General features: G+C 51.3%; 15 protein-coding genes. 12 read left to right on the forward strand and 3 right to left on the reverse strand.

Annotation, left to right across the window (positions count from 1 at the left end; genetic code table 11):
• On the forward strand, positions 1–669 hold the full coding sequence (locus QZ280_RS02025; RefSeq protein ID WP_293440612.1) for a GntR family transcriptional regulator: 669 nt from the start codon (positions 1–3) through the stop codon (positions 667–669).
• Positions 670–711: 42 nt separating this feature from the next.
• On the opposite strand, the gene QZ280_RS02030 is transcribed toward QZ280_RS02025, so the two are convergent.
• Positions 712–1,380: a GntR family transcriptional regulator gene (locus tag QZ280_RS02030; protein WP_293440613.1), complete on the reverse strand. Its 669-nt coding sequence runs from the start codon at positions 1,378–1,380 to the stop codon at positions 712–714.
• Positions 1,381–1,705: 325 nt separating this feature from the next.
• Here QZ280_RS02030 and QZ280_RS02035 point away from each other — a divergent pair, with 325 nt between their 5' ends.
• The 11 genes from QZ280_RS02035 to pdeM all read left to right on the forward strand — a co-directional run bounded on the left by QZ280_RS02035 (position 1,706) and on the right by pdeM (position 12,330).
• Entirely contained in the window at positions 1,706–2,680 is a 975-nt protein-coding gene (locus tag QZ280_RS02035; protein WP_293440615.1) for a TRAP transporter substrate-binding protein, read from the forward strand.
• Between the two features lie 76 nt (positions 2,681–2,756).
• The gene (locus QZ280_RS02040; RefSeq protein WP_293440617.1) at positions 2,757–3,290 is read left to right on the forward strand and encodes a TRAP transporter small permease; all 534 of its coding nucleotides are present in this window, start codon (positions 2,757–2,759) and stop codon (positions 3,288–3,290) included.
• Positions 3,291–3,292: 2 nt separating this feature from the next.
• Positions 3,293–4,579 carry a TRAP transporter large permease gene (locus tag QZ280_RS02045; RefSeq protein WP_293440619.1) on the forward strand — a complete coding sequence of 429 codons (1,287 nt, stop codon included), beginning with the start codon at positions 3,293–3,295 and terminating at the stop codon, positions 4,577–4,579.
• 18 nt (positions 4,580–4,597) lie between these two features.
• Positions 4,598–5,026, forward strand: a complete 429-nt coding sequence (locus QZ280_RS02050) for a heme-binding protein (RefSeq protein WP_293440620.1) — start codon at positions 4,598–4,600, stop codon at positions 5,024–5,026.
• A gap of 9 nt (positions 5,027–5,035) precedes the next feature.
• Positions 5,036–5,917 carry an NAD(P)-dependent oxidoreductase gene (locus QZ280_RS02055; RefSeq protein ID WP_293440621.1) on the forward strand — a complete coding sequence of 294 codons (882 nt, stop codon included), beginning with the start codon at positions 5,036–5,038 and terminating at the stop codon, positions 5,915–5,917.
• Positions 5,918–5,955: 38 nt separating this feature from the next.
• Entirely contained in the window at positions 5,956–6,699 is a 744-nt protein-coding gene (locus QZ280_RS02060) for an SDR family oxidoreductase (protein WP_293440623.1), read from the forward strand.
• 15 nt (positions 6,700–6,714) lie between these two features.
• Positions 6,715–7,026 (forward strand): cupin domain-containing protein, encoded by a 312-nt coding sequence (locus QZ280_RS02065; protein ID WP_293440625.1) that lies wholly within the window; start codon positions 6,715–6,717, stop codon positions 7,024–7,026.
• Positions 7,027–7,262: 236 nt separating this feature from the next.
• Positions 7,263–7,478 carry a DUF2805 domain-containing protein gene (locus QZ280_RS02070; RefSeq protein WP_293440626.1) on the forward strand — a complete coding sequence of 72 codons (216 nt, stop codon included), beginning with the start codon at positions 7,263–7,265 and terminating at the stop codon, positions 7,476–7,478.
• A 29-nt stretch (positions 7,479–7,507) separates the two neighbouring features.
• Positions 7,508–9,043 (forward strand): deoxyribodipyrimidine photo-lyase, encoded by a 1,536-nt coding sequence (locus tag QZ280_RS02075; RefSeq protein ID WP_293440627.1) that lies wholly within the window; start codon positions 7,508–7,510, stop codon positions 9,041–9,043.
• A 195-nt stretch (positions 9,044–9,238) separates the two neighbouring features.
• A complete protein-coding gene (locus QZ280_RS02080; protein WP_293440628.1) occupies positions 9,239–11,644 on the forward strand; it encodes a ligase-associated DNA damage response DEXH box helicase in 2,406 nt (801 codons plus the stop codon).
• 8 nt (positions 11,645–11,652) lie between these two features.
• On the forward strand, positions 11,653–12,330 hold the full coding sequence (pdeM, locus tag QZ280_RS02085) for a ligase-associated DNA damage response endonuclease PdeM (protein ID WP_293440630.1): 678 nt from the start codon (positions 11,653–11,655) through the stop codon (positions 12,328–12,330).
• On the opposite strand, the gene QZ280_RS02090 is transcribed toward pdeM, so the two are convergent.
• Both QZ280_RS02090 and folD read right to left on the reverse strand, forming a co-directional pair.
• Positions 12,325–12,999: a LytTR family DNA-binding domain-containing protein gene (locus QZ280_RS02090; RefSeq protein ID WP_293440632.1), complete on the reverse strand. Its 675-nt coding sequence runs from the start codon at positions 12,997–12,999 to the stop codon at positions 12,325–12,327. The genes pdeM and QZ280_RS02090 overlap by 6 nt on opposite strands.
• Before the next feature lie 505 nt (positions 13,000–13,504).
• On the reverse strand, positions 13,505–14,404 hold the full coding sequence (folD, locus tag QZ280_RS02095) for a bifunctional methylenetetrahydrofolate dehydrogenase/methenyltetrahydrofolate cyclohydrolase FolD (protein ID WP_293440634.1): 900 nt from the start codon (positions 14,402–14,404) through the stop codon (positions 13,505–13,507).
• Positions 14,405–14,448 lie beyond the last annotated feature (44 nt).

Genomic DNA, 14,448 nt, shown 5'->3' on the forward strand with positions numbered 1-14,448 from the left:
ATGAACACAGACCTTGGGCCAGATAAAACCGCATCAGAAAACTCGGTCACGCAGCTTGTATATGACAAGTTGCGTGAGCTAATTCTGACCGGTGAACTGGCCCCGGGCGAAAAACTGAAAATTAACGTGCTACGCGAAAAATTGGGCGTCGGGGCTTCCCCTGTTCGCGAAGCGCTTAGTCTTTTGACATCTGATCAATTGGTCGTCAGGCTTGATCAACGAGGCTTTAGGGCCGCCGAAACCAGCCGTGAGAACTTCCAAGAAATCCTCACATTGCGCTGTGAATTGGAAAGTATGGCTCTGCGTCAGAGCATGGATAACTTGTCCGAGGACTGGGCCGAACAATTACTCTTAAAACACCACCGCATGACCCGCGCCAGCACCGGTCAGCATGACGTTTTTGAGGAATTGCATAAAGCTTTCCACATGGCCTTGGTTGATAATTGTCAGTCTCCGTTGCTTATCCGGTTTTGCAGCCAACTCTACGATCTCAACATCAGATATCGCTACATTGCTGCGCGTACCTCTGGTTATGCGGGCCGTAAGGTTGGGGATGAGCACCAGCAAATTTTGAATGCGGTTCTTGCAAGTGATTTTAAGACCGCAAATCAGTTGTTGCTGTCACATTATCAAACGACTGGCGCATATGTTGCTAAACACATTCACTGAAGATTCGGATCGAACGTCCACATCCCACATTTGAATTGGCGCCTACTCGAAGTAGCTCGGATGCGCTTGATGGATATAAGCGATCGTCTTGTCGAGGCGTGACAAGTGATTGCGGATAGAGCCTTGCGCAAGGCCCAGATCTCCAGATGCGAGCCCGTCGGCAATTTCGCAATGATCTGCGAAGATCAGCTTCGCTTCGCTGTCTTTTTCAAGGCCCAGCATGCACAAGCGGTCTACCTTTTGTTTGCACTCTAACATGACTTCGAACGCATTCGGATTGCCGCCGAGTACATAAATCAGCTTGTGGAAATCATAGTCCAGCGCGTGGAATGTCGGCAGATCATCTGCGCTGATTGCCTGTTCTTGCAGACGCAAATTCGCGGACATTTTAGCGGCGCGTGCGTCATCCCAAACTTGGATTGCACCGTAAATGACTTCCAACTCTACAGCGCGACGCACAAGCCGCGTGAGTTCCAAACGCTCCATCGAAAAGCCGCGCACTTTGGTGGTTTTCTGAGGACGGATCAGAAGCAAATCTTCGTTTCCGAGCTTGGTAAACGCATTGCGCACGGGCTGGCGCGACACGCCAAAACGGCGCGCGACTTCTGTTTCCGAGAGCTTCGTTCCCGGCAATATGTCGAGAGAAACGATCTGATTGTGAAGCGTTTCATAGACCACGTCGGTCGAGGTTCGAGTTCTAATTACGTCCACGGTTTACTACGTTAGTCCTTTGACGAATGCGCAATCGCGCCTTGGGAATTTTGACTGTAAGGTTATGAATTCAAGCGGTAAAATGGTGAAAACGACAATCTCACAGATCAATATTTGTTGGCACATATCAAAGGCATTGTTAAACACAGAGTCAAGGCAGCAAAACTTTTTAAACTAGTTGTTGACAGAGCTTGGATACTAGTCTCCTTATTGTTCAGCAGCGATTCCAGCTCTGGGGAGGGACTTTGGAATTCTTTTTTTCCGCCCCTTCGCATTTGACCCGCGAGCCTCGGCTTGCTGCACAGAAAAACCGGGAGGAGAACCCATGACTTTTACGAAAACGCTTTTGGCGACTGCAAGCGCAGTCGCTCTGATTGCAACTTCAGCGGCTGCCGACAACTGGCGCGCTTGGAACATCCATAACGACGGTCACCCAAACACAGGTGCGATGGACAAATTTGCTGAGCTAGTTGACGCGGCGACTGGTGGCGAGATCACTGTTGACGTCTTCCACGGCGGTGTTCTGGGTTCACAGCCAGACGCGCTTGAGCAGGTTCGCATCGGCGCGATCGAAATCGGCAACTTCAACCTTGGTCCAATCGGCCCAATGGTGAAAGAAGCAAACCTTGTGTCCTTGCCATTCATCTTCAAAAGCGTGCCACACATGTTCCGCGTTCTTGAAGGCGAAGCAGGTCAAACTGTTGCAGCAGCAATGGGCGAAGCCGGCGTTCTGCCGCTCGCATGGTTCGACGCTGGTGCACGTTCATTTTACAGTCAGAAGCCAATCGAAACACCGGCTGACGTTGAAGGTCTGAAGATCCGTGTAATGAACAACGATCTCTACACCTCGATGATCTCTGCGATGGGCGGCAACCCGTCCCCGATGGCTTTCGCTGAAGTTCAGCAGGCGCTCAAGACAGGTGTTGTTGACGGTGCGGAAAACAACTTCCCATCCTTCAAGAACGTTGGCCACTACGAAGTGACAACACACTACTCGTTGTCCGAGCACCTGATCATTCCTGAGTGCATCTGCGTAAACACAACAAAGTTCAACGCATTGTCAGCGGAGATGCAGGCAGCGGTACGTGGTGCAGCTGAAGAAGCGGCTATGTTCCAGCGTGAGCTTTGGGCTGTAGACTCCGAGAAGGCGCGTATGGACGTTGAAGCCGCAGGCATCAAAGTCAACGAGATCGCTGACAAAGGTCCTTTCCAGTCAGCAATGGACTCTGTTTATGCTGACTATCTGGCTGCGAACCCAGACATGAAAGCCCTCGTTGAGATGGCTCAGGCGACAGAGTAAGCTCTAACGATAAGCAACGACAAGCGCCCCATTCCTCTTGGAAAATGGGGCGCTTATTTTAACTGGAGGACCGAGTTTGCCCGACACCAAATCCCCGCCCGCATATATCAAGAAGATAGACGCTGTTTCTAAAGTCATAGTGCGCATTTGTATTGTTCTGGCGGCGGTGTCTTTGGTTGCTATGACGGTCTTTTATGTTTGGCTCGTTTTTGGGCGGTACGTGCTGAACGATACGCCAACATGGGTCGAACAGGTGTCTTTGCTGTTGGTGATGGTAATCACATTTTTTGGCGCAGCAGTTGGTGTACATCAACATTCACATTTGTCCGTCGTTGTGTTTCGTAACGCAGTCTCAAGGCCTGTTCGAAACTTTTTTGTTATCATAACCGATCTGCTGATGATTAGCTTTGGCGGCATGATGTTCTGGTACGGCGTTGAGCTCACAAAATTCAAATGGAACACACTGATACCTCTCATCCAAGTGTCAGAAGGCTTTAGATCTTTGCCACTGACGATCTGCGGGGCGCTGTTGTTCCTATTCTCAATCGGTCATTTGATCCGCCTGCTGACAGGCTGGGACGAACGCCAAGATAACATTGACGAAGGCTAATAATGGGACTTTTCATACTTCTGGGCGTATTTGCCCTATGCGTCATGATCGGCGCACCTGTCGCTTTCGCTCTTGGAATTTCTGCGGTCGCTGCCTTTTGGTTCGAAGGTCTACCAATGATGATTGGCTTCCAGCGGATCGTGGCAGGCATTAGCCTTCAGGCCTACCTTGCCATTCCATTCTTCATCTTTGCGGGTGATTTGATGTTCCATGGCGGCATCGCCGCAAGGCTGGTGAAATTTGCACAAGCGGCTGTTGGCGCGGTACGTGGTGGCCTTGGCATCGTAAACGTCTTCTCATCTATGTTGTTTGGCGGCATTTCTGGCTCCGCGATTGCGGATATTTCAGCACTCGGGTCGATCCTAATCCCTGCCATGAAAGAAAAGGGCTATGACGCAGATTACGCTGTGAACGTCACGGTCACCTCTTCCATTGCGGGTATCATCATCCCACCTAGCCATAACATGATCATCTTCGCACTGGCCGCTGGTGGCGGTGTGTCGATCTCTAAACTGTTTCTCGCAGGAGTCGTCCCCGGAATTTTGATGTGCGTGTGTTTGGCCCTTGCAGCATATTTGGTTGCTATCAAACGCGGCTACCAAGCCGAGAAATTCCCGGGATTTGCAGCGTTGGGCTATGCTTTTGCAGGTGCTATTCCGGGTTTGTTTACTGCTGTGATCATCGTTGGTGGTGTTCTCTCTGGTATCTTCACTGCAACAGAGTCCGGTGCGATTGGCGCGATCTATGCCTTTTTTGTAACCCTCATCGTGTATCGCACGCTGACATGGGACAACTTCAAAACAACCGTCGTCTCGTCCGTGCGCACGACATCCATGGTGCTCGTCCTCATCGCATGTGCGGGCGCATTTGCATACATGCTGACATTCTACCGCGTGCCATCCAAAACTGTTGATCTACTGCTTGGGATTTCTGATAATGTGATCCTGATCTTGTTAATGATCAACCTGATGCTTTTGGTACTCGGGATGATTATGGACATGGCAGCTTTAATCTTGATTTGTACGCCCATCTTCTTGCCGGTAATGAACGCCTTGGGCATCGATCCGGTTCAGTTCGGTATCATCCTGCTCGTGAACCTTGGTTTGGGCCTGTGTACACCGCCTGTGGGAACCTGTCTCTTTGCAGGGTGCGTCGTTGGTAAGTTACCGATGGAGAAAGCCATCAAAACGATCTGGCCTTTCTATCTTGCGATCTTAGCTGCGCTGATGCTGATCACCTTCGTTCCGGCGATTTGTCTGACACTGCCAAACCTGCTTATTGGCAACTAAGACACGAGAGGCCACACAATGTTGAACATCAAACGCTTGGACATTAACGACGCACATGTGCTGATCGCAGGTGCTCGCGCCAAAGCCAAAGAGATTGGCGTGCAAATGTGTATAGCCGTGACCGACGAGAGCGGCAATCTAATTGCCTTCGAGCGCATGGATGATAGCAAAGTTACCTCTGATAAGTTCGCCATCGACAAAAGCTTTACGGCAAGCTGCTTTAGAAAAAGCACCAAAGATTTAGCCGACGTCAGTCAGCCAGGCATGCCTGTTTTTGGCATCAATTCTACTTTCGGCGGGCGCATTGTGACCTTTGCAGGCGGCATCCCAGTCTTTTCTGGTAACGATGTCGTGGGTGGCATCGGCGTAAGTGCTGGCTCGCCTTCTCAAGATCACGACGTCGCCCAAGCCGGCGTCGACGCTTTTTCCAACATCAACAACACTTAGGAGTTACCCATGACAAACCCCACAATCGGCTTCATCGGGCTTGGCCTCATGGGTGGCAACATGGCGGAGTGTTTGCAAAGCAACGGCTATGATCTTGTCGTTATGGGCCGCAACAAAGAGGCGATTGCCAAAACAGTCGCGCGCGGAGCCGTTGAAGTCACCACCCCGAAAGCGCTAGCAGAGGTGAGCGATATTGTCATGCTTTGCGTCACCACGTCTGATGTGGTGGAGAGCCTAATTTACGGGAACGATGGCATTCTGGCAGGCATTAAAGAGGGTGCAGTCGTAATCGACTATGGCACCTCGATCCCCGCCTCAACACAAAAGATCGGCGCAGATCTGGCGGCCAAAGGCGCAGGTATGCTCGATGCTCCTCTGGGTCGCACCCCCGCACATGCGAAAGACGGGTTGCTCAACATCATGGTCGCTGGCGAAATGGACACCTTTGAGAAGGTCAAACTAGTCCTCGATGTGCAAGGTGAAAACGTCTTTCATCTCGGTGCACTTGGTGCTGGGCACACAACCAAATTGATCAACAACTTCATGGGCATGACTACTGTCGTAACGATGAGCCAAGCTTTCGCCGTTGCCAAACAAGCGGGCATTGATGGGCAACAGCTTTTTGACATCATGTCTGCAGGCCCATCCAATTCGCCTTTCATGCAATTCGCCAAGAAATATGCGGTTGATGGTGTCAGCGATCTTGGTTTCTCTATCTCCAACGCGAACAAGGACGTGAAATACTTTGTGCAAATGCTTGATGACATGGGTACGCACTCGCAAATCGCCGAAGCGACGTCAGCTAATTTGCAAGCTGCCTTAGATGCGGGCCAAGGCGACGGCAATGTCCCTGAAATCTTCGATATGTTTGCAAAACAAGCAACCAAGTAAACTGCTCTTAAACTCACACAATTCACCAAGGACCGCACATGAAACTCGCAGGGAAATCCGCAATCATTACAGGCGCTGGCCGCGATATTGGTGCTGCAGCCGCACTTAAGCTCGCATCCGAGGGCGCAAGCGTGGCTGTCAATTACTTCGCCAGCAGCACAGGCGCCGATGAAGTGGTCGCCAAGGTTACCGCGAATGGCGGCAAGGCTTTCGCCTTACAGGGCGATTTGACACAGCAAGACAGCGTCGATGCGTTGGTGAACAAAACCGTTGAAGAGTTCGGCGGAATTAATGTCTTGGTGAACAACGCTGGCGGCTTGGTCGCTCGCAAAACCGTCGCGGCCTCCACGCTGGAGCATTGGAAATACGTGATGGATTTGAACCTAACCAGCAATTTCATGATGACGAATGCTTGCCTCGCGAATATGAAAAGCGGTGCCATTGTGAACCTTGCCAGCCAAGCCGCGCGTGATGGTGGCGGTGCCGGTTCTGTGCCCTATGCAACGTCCAAAGGCGCGATAATGACGCTAACGCGCGGCCTAGCAAAAGAGATTGGTCCCGACATCCGAGTGAACGGCCTTTGCCCGGGTATGATCGACACGGATTTCCATAACATCCATACGCCTGATGCAGGTCGTCGTGGATTTGAAGCCGCTGCCCCGATGAAGCGTCAGGGTACCGTTGAGGATGTCGCGAACCTCGTGCTGTTCCTCGCATGTGATGACAGTGCGTTCATCACAGGGACGAATATCGACCTTAACGGTGGCATAGTCTTTTCATAAAGAAGGAGCGCGATCGTGTCTCAATTCCCTATCGTATCCACGGGCGAAAACGTTACTCGGCAAGTGCGGTCGGATCACCCTGACCTAATGGTCGTCGCGTTCAGCTTTGCAGCCACCGGCGCGGTAGGTGCATTGCACAATCATCCGCATGTGCAATCGACATATGTCGAGAGGGGACGTTTTCGCTTCACGTTGGGCGATCAAGAAAAAGAAGTCGGAGCTGGCGATAGTTTTGTTGTCCCTTCTGGCCAAACCCATGGCTGCATCTGCCTTGAGCCAGGCAAGCTGGTGGATTGCTTCACACCGCGCCGCGATGATTTTCTTTAATGTTAGTCACGTGATACTATTGCAAAAATGATTTGGGCGTGAGGGGCTTAGCGATACGCTTGGCCATGATGGCATTCAATTGGATCAACAACAACGCGCCTACGATACGCTGTCGTAGCCGCACACCACCAAGGGTTACTTCACCATCAATTCTAAGCGATCCTGGGCTTGCGGATGCATAAGCAAAGACTCAGGCTCCGCTTGTCTTTCGAACGCATCAAACTAGGTGATGTGCCATGAAAAAAGCAATAGACCTGCCGTCAGAACAAGTCAGCGGAATTATTGAGATGGCGTTATCAGATCACATTAGTTTTGCGGATATTAAGACTGAATACGGGATAAGCGACAAACAAGTGAAAACTCTCATGCGCAATGAGTTAAAAAGCAGCAGCTACAAAACTTGGCGCAAACGTTTGCGCGATTTTGGAGAACGCAGGGAAATCTATAAATAGGTCGCTGCACTTTAGAAGGCCAAACTTCCATGTCACACGCGCCCAGCATTGTTTGGTTCAAACGCGATCTCCGGAACCGTGATCACGCACCTTTGCTGGCGGCTTCGCAGTCGAATTCCACGGTCATACCGCTTTATATCGTTGAACCAGAGTATTGGCAGCAGCCTTTTGCATCACGCCGTCATTGGCATTTCGTCCATGATTGTCTCGTTGATCTGAACATTGCTTTAACTGACCTGGGACAGCCTCTTATCGTTAGGGTTGGCGATGTATGTGATGTCATCGCTCAACTTCATGAACAACATGGTGTTGGCGATGTCTATATGCATGAAGAAACAGGCAATTCTTGGACATACGAACGAGACCTAAAAGTAGAAAAACTATGTTTGGATCTCAATATTTCCTCTCATGAATTCCCCACAAATGGCGTTGTTCGGAGATTGCGCAGTCGTGATGATTGGTCAAAAATCAGAAATGCACGTATGGCTGAAAACATAACGGCGAAGCCGGATAACCTTGTTCCAACACTGGGCTGTCAATCGGACAGCTTACCAGAAAAAGATGACCCGATGTTTGGAAATACACCAATCGGCAACGTCCAAAAGGGTGGGCGAACACAGGCAATCGCGGATTTACGAAGCTTTTTGAACCATCGCTGTCAAAAGTATCTTTACCACATCTCTGCGCCCAGTTTGTCCGACGTCCATTGCTCAAGGCTTTCTACCCATCTCGCGTGGGGGGCGCTCTCGGTTCGTGAGGTTGTGCATTCTGTTGCCAAACGTCATGCCCAACTTTCCCCGTTAGAAAAGAAAAGCTTTGGGCGCAATCTAAGCGCATTTGGATCGCGACTCGCGTGGCGCTGTCATTTTGTTCAGAAAATTGAGGATCAAGCCGAAATAGAGACACATTGTATGCATCCAGCCTTCGAAGAGTTGCGTAAGAACGAACACAATGAGGCTCATTATCAAGCCTGGGCTACCGGAAATACGGGTTACCCCTTCATTGATGCGTGCATGCGCAGCTTGTTAGTAGAAGGCTGGATTACCTTCAGGATGCGAGCCATGCTAGTGAGCTTTGCCAGTTATCATCTGTGGTTGGACTGGCGCGTCACCGGGCATCACTTGGCACGTTTATTCACCGACTATGAGCCAGGAATTCATTACAGTCAGCTCCAAATGCAATCGGGTGTGACGGGTATCAATACAATGCGTGTGTATAATCCCATCAAACAGTCCTTGGAACATGATCCAACAGGCGCGTTCATTAGAAAATGGGTGCCAGAACTGAAGAATGTTCCGGATGAATTTATCCATGAGCCTTGGACGTGGGAAAAGACCTTGGTTGATCAGCGTTATTTTGAACTTGGGCAAGACTATCCAGCACCAATTGTTGAACATACATTCGCTGCAAGCACAGCCAAACAAAAGATCGCCGCTGTTCGCAAGATCCCGAATTTTCAGCAATCAGCTAATACTGTGTTTCAAAAATTGGGAAGCCGGAAGCAACAATCGTATAAGAAGAAAAAATCCAAACCCAAGGATGCCGGTCAGTTGTCCTTGTTTTAAAATAGCATTGCCAAACTGACGGCTATTAAACCCAAAGCTGCCGTTGCTTCGCTTGATGCTGAGGTCTCTTTGTCTCGCGCATCGACAAATATGTTCGTGAAAGACAAAGAAATTGTGAAGTAACGGCCTGTGGCCTTACGTACTGCAGCACGTAAGGTGACTTGCAACCGGTCCAAAACGCGATATGTGCAAAGGATGGCACTTGTTCACCCTTTGATCGCAAATTGGTTCACCGCACAAGGCTGGTCAATCCATCCACATCAAAGCGACATGCTGGCGCGCGCGGATGATCCTGCGACTTTGCTCATCGCCCCAACGGGTGGCGGTAAAACCATGGCGGGATTCTTGCCAACGTTGAACGAATTGGCCGAAGGACCACACGAGGGGTTACACACGCTTTATGTCTCTCCGCTCAAAGCTCTAGCCTCTGACATCAAACGCAATTTGCGCCGCCCTGTCGAAGACATCAACCTGCCCATTCGCATTGAGGATCGCACAGGCGATACACCCGCAAGCCGCAAAAAACGCCAACGCGCTGATCCTCCTCACTTACTCCTGACTACCCCTGAAAGCCTCGCGCTGCTCGCCTCCTATGAAGACGCGCCGCGCATGTTCAAAAATCTGAAACGCATTGTAATCGACGAAATCCACGCGCTTGCAGATAACAAGCGTGGGGATCAACTCATGCTCGCCCTATCCGCGATTCAGAACATGTGTGACGGATTGCGCCGTGTTGGTCTGTCTGCAACCGTGGAAGATCCCGCCACCATCGCCAAATACCTCGCGCGTCATCCAGACCCTTGCGATATCGTGATGGCAGATCCTGGCCCTGACCCTGATATCTCGATGCTGCAAATCGCAGAACCGCCGCCATGGGCTGGCGGCGGTGCCGCCTATGCGATCCCTGCAGTTCTTGAGCAGATCAAGCAACATAAAACCACACTCATTTTCCACAACACACGCGCGCAGGCGGAAATTTTCTTTCACAACCTTTGGCTTGCTAATGAGGACAGCTTGCCCATCGGCATTCACCACGGATCGTTAGATCGCGTTCAGCGAGCGCGGGTCGAAGCGGCAATGGTCCGCGGTGAACTGGCCGCAATTGTCTGCACGGGCTCGCTTGATCTCGGGATTGATTGGGGCGACGTTGATCTCGTCATACAGATCGGCGCGCCGAAGAACGTCAAACGCCTCGTGCAACGTATTGGTCGCGCAAATCACCGCTACAATGCTCCTTCCAAAGCGCTGCTTGTACCTGCTAATCGCTTTGAGGTGGTGGAATGCGTCGCCGCTTTACAGGCCGTGAAAGAACACGAGCTCGACGGTGATCCCCGCGGCCCTGGCCCCTTAGATGTTCTGTGCCAGCACATTTTGATCCGCGCCTGTGCCGGCCCACTCGATCCAAACGCGCTTTACCGCGAAATAAAAAGCGTCGGCGCTTATAGCGAGGTGACCCGCGCCAGCTTTGATGATTGCTTCGAGTTCTGTGCCACTGGCGGCTATGCGCTGCGCGCCTATGACAAATGGAAACGCTTGCTACAGCGCACTGATGGCAAATGGATTTTGCGTGACCAACGCGCCGCGCAGCGCATTCGCATGAACATTGGCACGATCCAAGACACCGACACTCTGAAAGTCCGCCTGAAGAAAAGCCGCGGCGGCAAGCCCCTTGGTGAGGTTGAGGAGAACTTTGCCGCCTCCTTGACCGAAGGCGACACGTTTCTCATAGGTGGCCAGATTGTGCGCTATGAGGGGTTGCGCGAGATGACTGTCGAAGTCACTCGCCGCGCTGACAAAAAGCCGAAAATTGCGACGTTCGCGGGCACCAAGTTTGCAACCTCCACCCAGCTCAATCAGCGTATTTTACGCATGTTTCAACAAGAAGCGTGGCCGGAGCTTCCTGCGCATACAGCCGATTGGCTCACGCTTCAACGCGGGGCCAGTATTCTGCCGCGACCCGGTCGATTGCTGATCGAAACTTTCCCCCACGAGGATCGCCATCATACGGTTGTCTACGGGTTTGCGGGTCGCAATGCACAGCAAACGCTTGGGCTGTTACTCTCCAAACAGATGGAACAGCTTGGTTATGATCCGCTTGGATTTGTCGCCACGGATTATGCGACGCTAATCTGGGGCCTTAACCCAACCACTGATCCCGAAGCCTTGATGAATCCCAACACTATAGAACATGGTTTGGAGCAATGGCTCGCAGGCAACGCTCTGATAAAGCGGACTTTTCGCGCCTCTGCCACGATAGCGGGCTTAATTGAACGCAACCTCCCTTCGCAGCGCAAGAGCGGACGACAAGCCACGTTCAGCTCTGACATTCTGTATGACACTTTGAACAAATTTGACCCCGAACACCTGCTGCTCCGCATCACGCGACAGGAGGCAATGCGCGGTTTGGTCGATTTTGGACGCATCCGCTTAATGTTGGATGACACCCGAGGTCGCATTGATTTCATGACCTTGCCACGCGTCACACCTTTGGCGGCTCCAATGTTCTTGGAGATGGGCCGCGTGCCGATCAAGGGCGCGGCTGAGGAACGTTTACTTGCCGCCGAAACCGCCGCATTGATGGCCACAGCAGGTCTAGGCTAGAGATATTTATGAACAGCCACGCCTTTACGTTCTGCAATGAACATCTTCTCGCCCTGCCCTCTGGCGCCTTGTTCTGGCCGGCCCAAAGATTACTGTGCGTTTCGGATTTGCACTTTGGAAAGGCTAGTCGATATGCCCTTCATGGTGCCAGCGTACTGCCGCCTTACGAAGTACACGACACACTCTTAAGGCTTGATCAAGATATTGTAGAGCAGCGCCCGAAGATTATGATCTGTCTAGGCGACAGCTTTGATCGCGTCGGAGCCAGCGACGATCTGGACCCACGTTCACGCGAATGGATTATACGCCTTCAGGCAGGGGTGAACTGGATTTGGATTGAAGGAAACCACGATCCTGGGCCGCTTGATTTGGGTGGCACCCATATGCACGAAGTCACTATTGGACCAATCGCTTTTCGCCACATCGCGCTCGAGGAAACAGCTACGGGCGGCGAAATATCAGGTCACTATCATCCTAAAGTAACTGTTCGCGCAGGCAAGCGTACTATCACCCGCCGCTGCTTCACGACTGATACGCAGCGGGTCATTTTACCAGCCTACGGCACCTACACAGGTGGCTTGAACGTCAATGCGTCGCCTCTGTCCACGCTCTTGGCGACCAATGCGATTTGCATTTTAACTGGCGCGAAAGCTCTTCCAGTTCCGCGATCGAAAACTAGATCATAACAACTGTTCTAGATCCACGTCTTTTGGATCAAGAACAGTAAGACCTGCGTTTTCCACATTGGGGAGGTAGGTTTTGCTAATCGGAACACGGCGATCATTTTTGAGCAGGACATAGGTTTTTTTTGCGCGGGGCACCCAGCTAACAATAGAATCTCTATGCACCCAATGTGAACGGTGGACCGTCAAACCATAAATGCCGTCAAGCTCAGCGACAGCATCAGAAAACCGCATACGCGTCCGATATACATCTTTACAGGTTTCAACACTGACGAAATGGCCGTTTGCTGTAATTTGCGAGATGCTCACACCGGCAGGAATATCCAGCTGCTTAGCCAAACGGCTGTGGAGTGGCAGTGAAGCGAGGGAAAGCTCCCCTTCACTCACGTCTTTGTTGCTGATTTGCTCAATTGCGGAAAAAGGCAAGATCAAGCGCACAATTTGAATAAAGCTGATCACAGCAAGCGAGAAGACAGACAACTCACCCCTGGAAGGGATCGCATCTGGCGTATGCGCGAAAACGTAAATCAGCAAAAAATACACAAGTGACCCAGTCGCAATTGCCGACACACCTATGAAAACAACCATACGAATGGACGAAGAAAGCTTAGCTAAGAACCATTCGTTGAGCGCACTAAGAACATAAACCATGACGATCGAAGGGCCGATCAAGACCATCCATATCAAGAGCAAATGCAGAACCGAAGGATCGCCATAAGTCCCAAACGGTCCGCTGTAGGTCGCGAGCAGCGAACACCCGAACCAAATCACAAGTGTACGCCAATGAAATGCCCGGCTCAGTGCCTCCTGCAAAGCAGAAAACAACTTCCGCATTGGGCTAGGCTAGGCTTTGCGCGCCGTGTCCAAATCTGTCGTTCCTTGCGAAGTCCTTTTCATCAGTTTTCCTGCATGCTCTCAGTAAATTGCATGGGAGAAAGCAGCATTTTTTCCCATATCAATCTTTGATATCTATGTGACCGCATTCGAAAAAACACTTTTTGTCCACCTTCGGGAAGGGCTTCTTACCTCCTGTGGTTGCGCATCATGGCGCATTTTCAACCCTTTGGGGAAGGGAAATTTTTCCTGCGCTTTTTGGGACCCTTAAATGAAAAGCCGCACCCAAAGAGCGCGGCTGCAATTCTTGCGAGAATAGGCAAATTGCCCATCAAAGAGTGACTTACGCAGTAAGCCCTTCAGGCTCTGCCAACCCGTTTGCGCGGCAGCACGCTGTCACAGTATTTGCTAACAAACATGCGATTGTCATAGGTCCGACACCACCCGGCACGGGCGTGATCGTACCTGCAACTTTGGAACAGGGTGCGAAATCAACGTCGCCCAAAAGCTTGGACTTACCCGGCTTATCAGGATGCGGAATGCGTGTGATGCCAACGTCAATGATGGTGGCGCCAGGTTTGACCCAATCGGCTTTGACCATTTCAGCTCGACCAACAGCTGCCACCAAAATATCTGCACGTTTACATACAGCAGGCAAATCTGCCGTGCGCGAATGCGCAATAGTTACGGTGCAGTTATCTTGCAGCAACAGTTGGCCCATAGGCTTGCCAAACAGGTTTGAACGGCCAATGATCACTGCTTCTTTGCCGGTCATATCACCCAATTGATCGCGCAAAAGCATCAGACAGCCAAGTGGGGTGCACGAAACCAAACCTGTCTCACCACTGGCAAGCAAGCCTGCATTCACAACACTGAGTCCATCGACATCTTTCGCCGGATCGATCCGCGCCACGACCGCGCGTTCATTCAAATGGTCTGGTACGGGGAATTGGCACAAAATGCCGTGCACATTCTTATCGGCGTTGAGCTGATCGATAAGCGCAAAAAGATCCGCCGCTGAAACATCAGCGGGCAATTTGTGCTCGAATGAGGCCATCCCGACTTCGACCGTCTGCTTATGCTTGGCCGCAACATAGACTTCGCTTGCAGGATCTTCGCCGACCAGCACAACCGCAAGACCCGGAGTAATCCCGTGATCTGCCTTTAAAGCGGTGACGTGTTCAGCCACTTGGCCGCGAACTTTGGCAGCAAATGCTTTACCATCGATAATCTGTGCGCTCATCACATCATCCCTTAGTAATCTGTCTTCATCAGAAGTATATGAGG

This window comes from Planktotalea sp. (genome assembly GCF_018607995.1).
Lineage (GTDB): Bacteria > Pseudomonadota > Alphaproteobacteria > Rhodobacterales > Rhodobacteraceae > Planktotalea.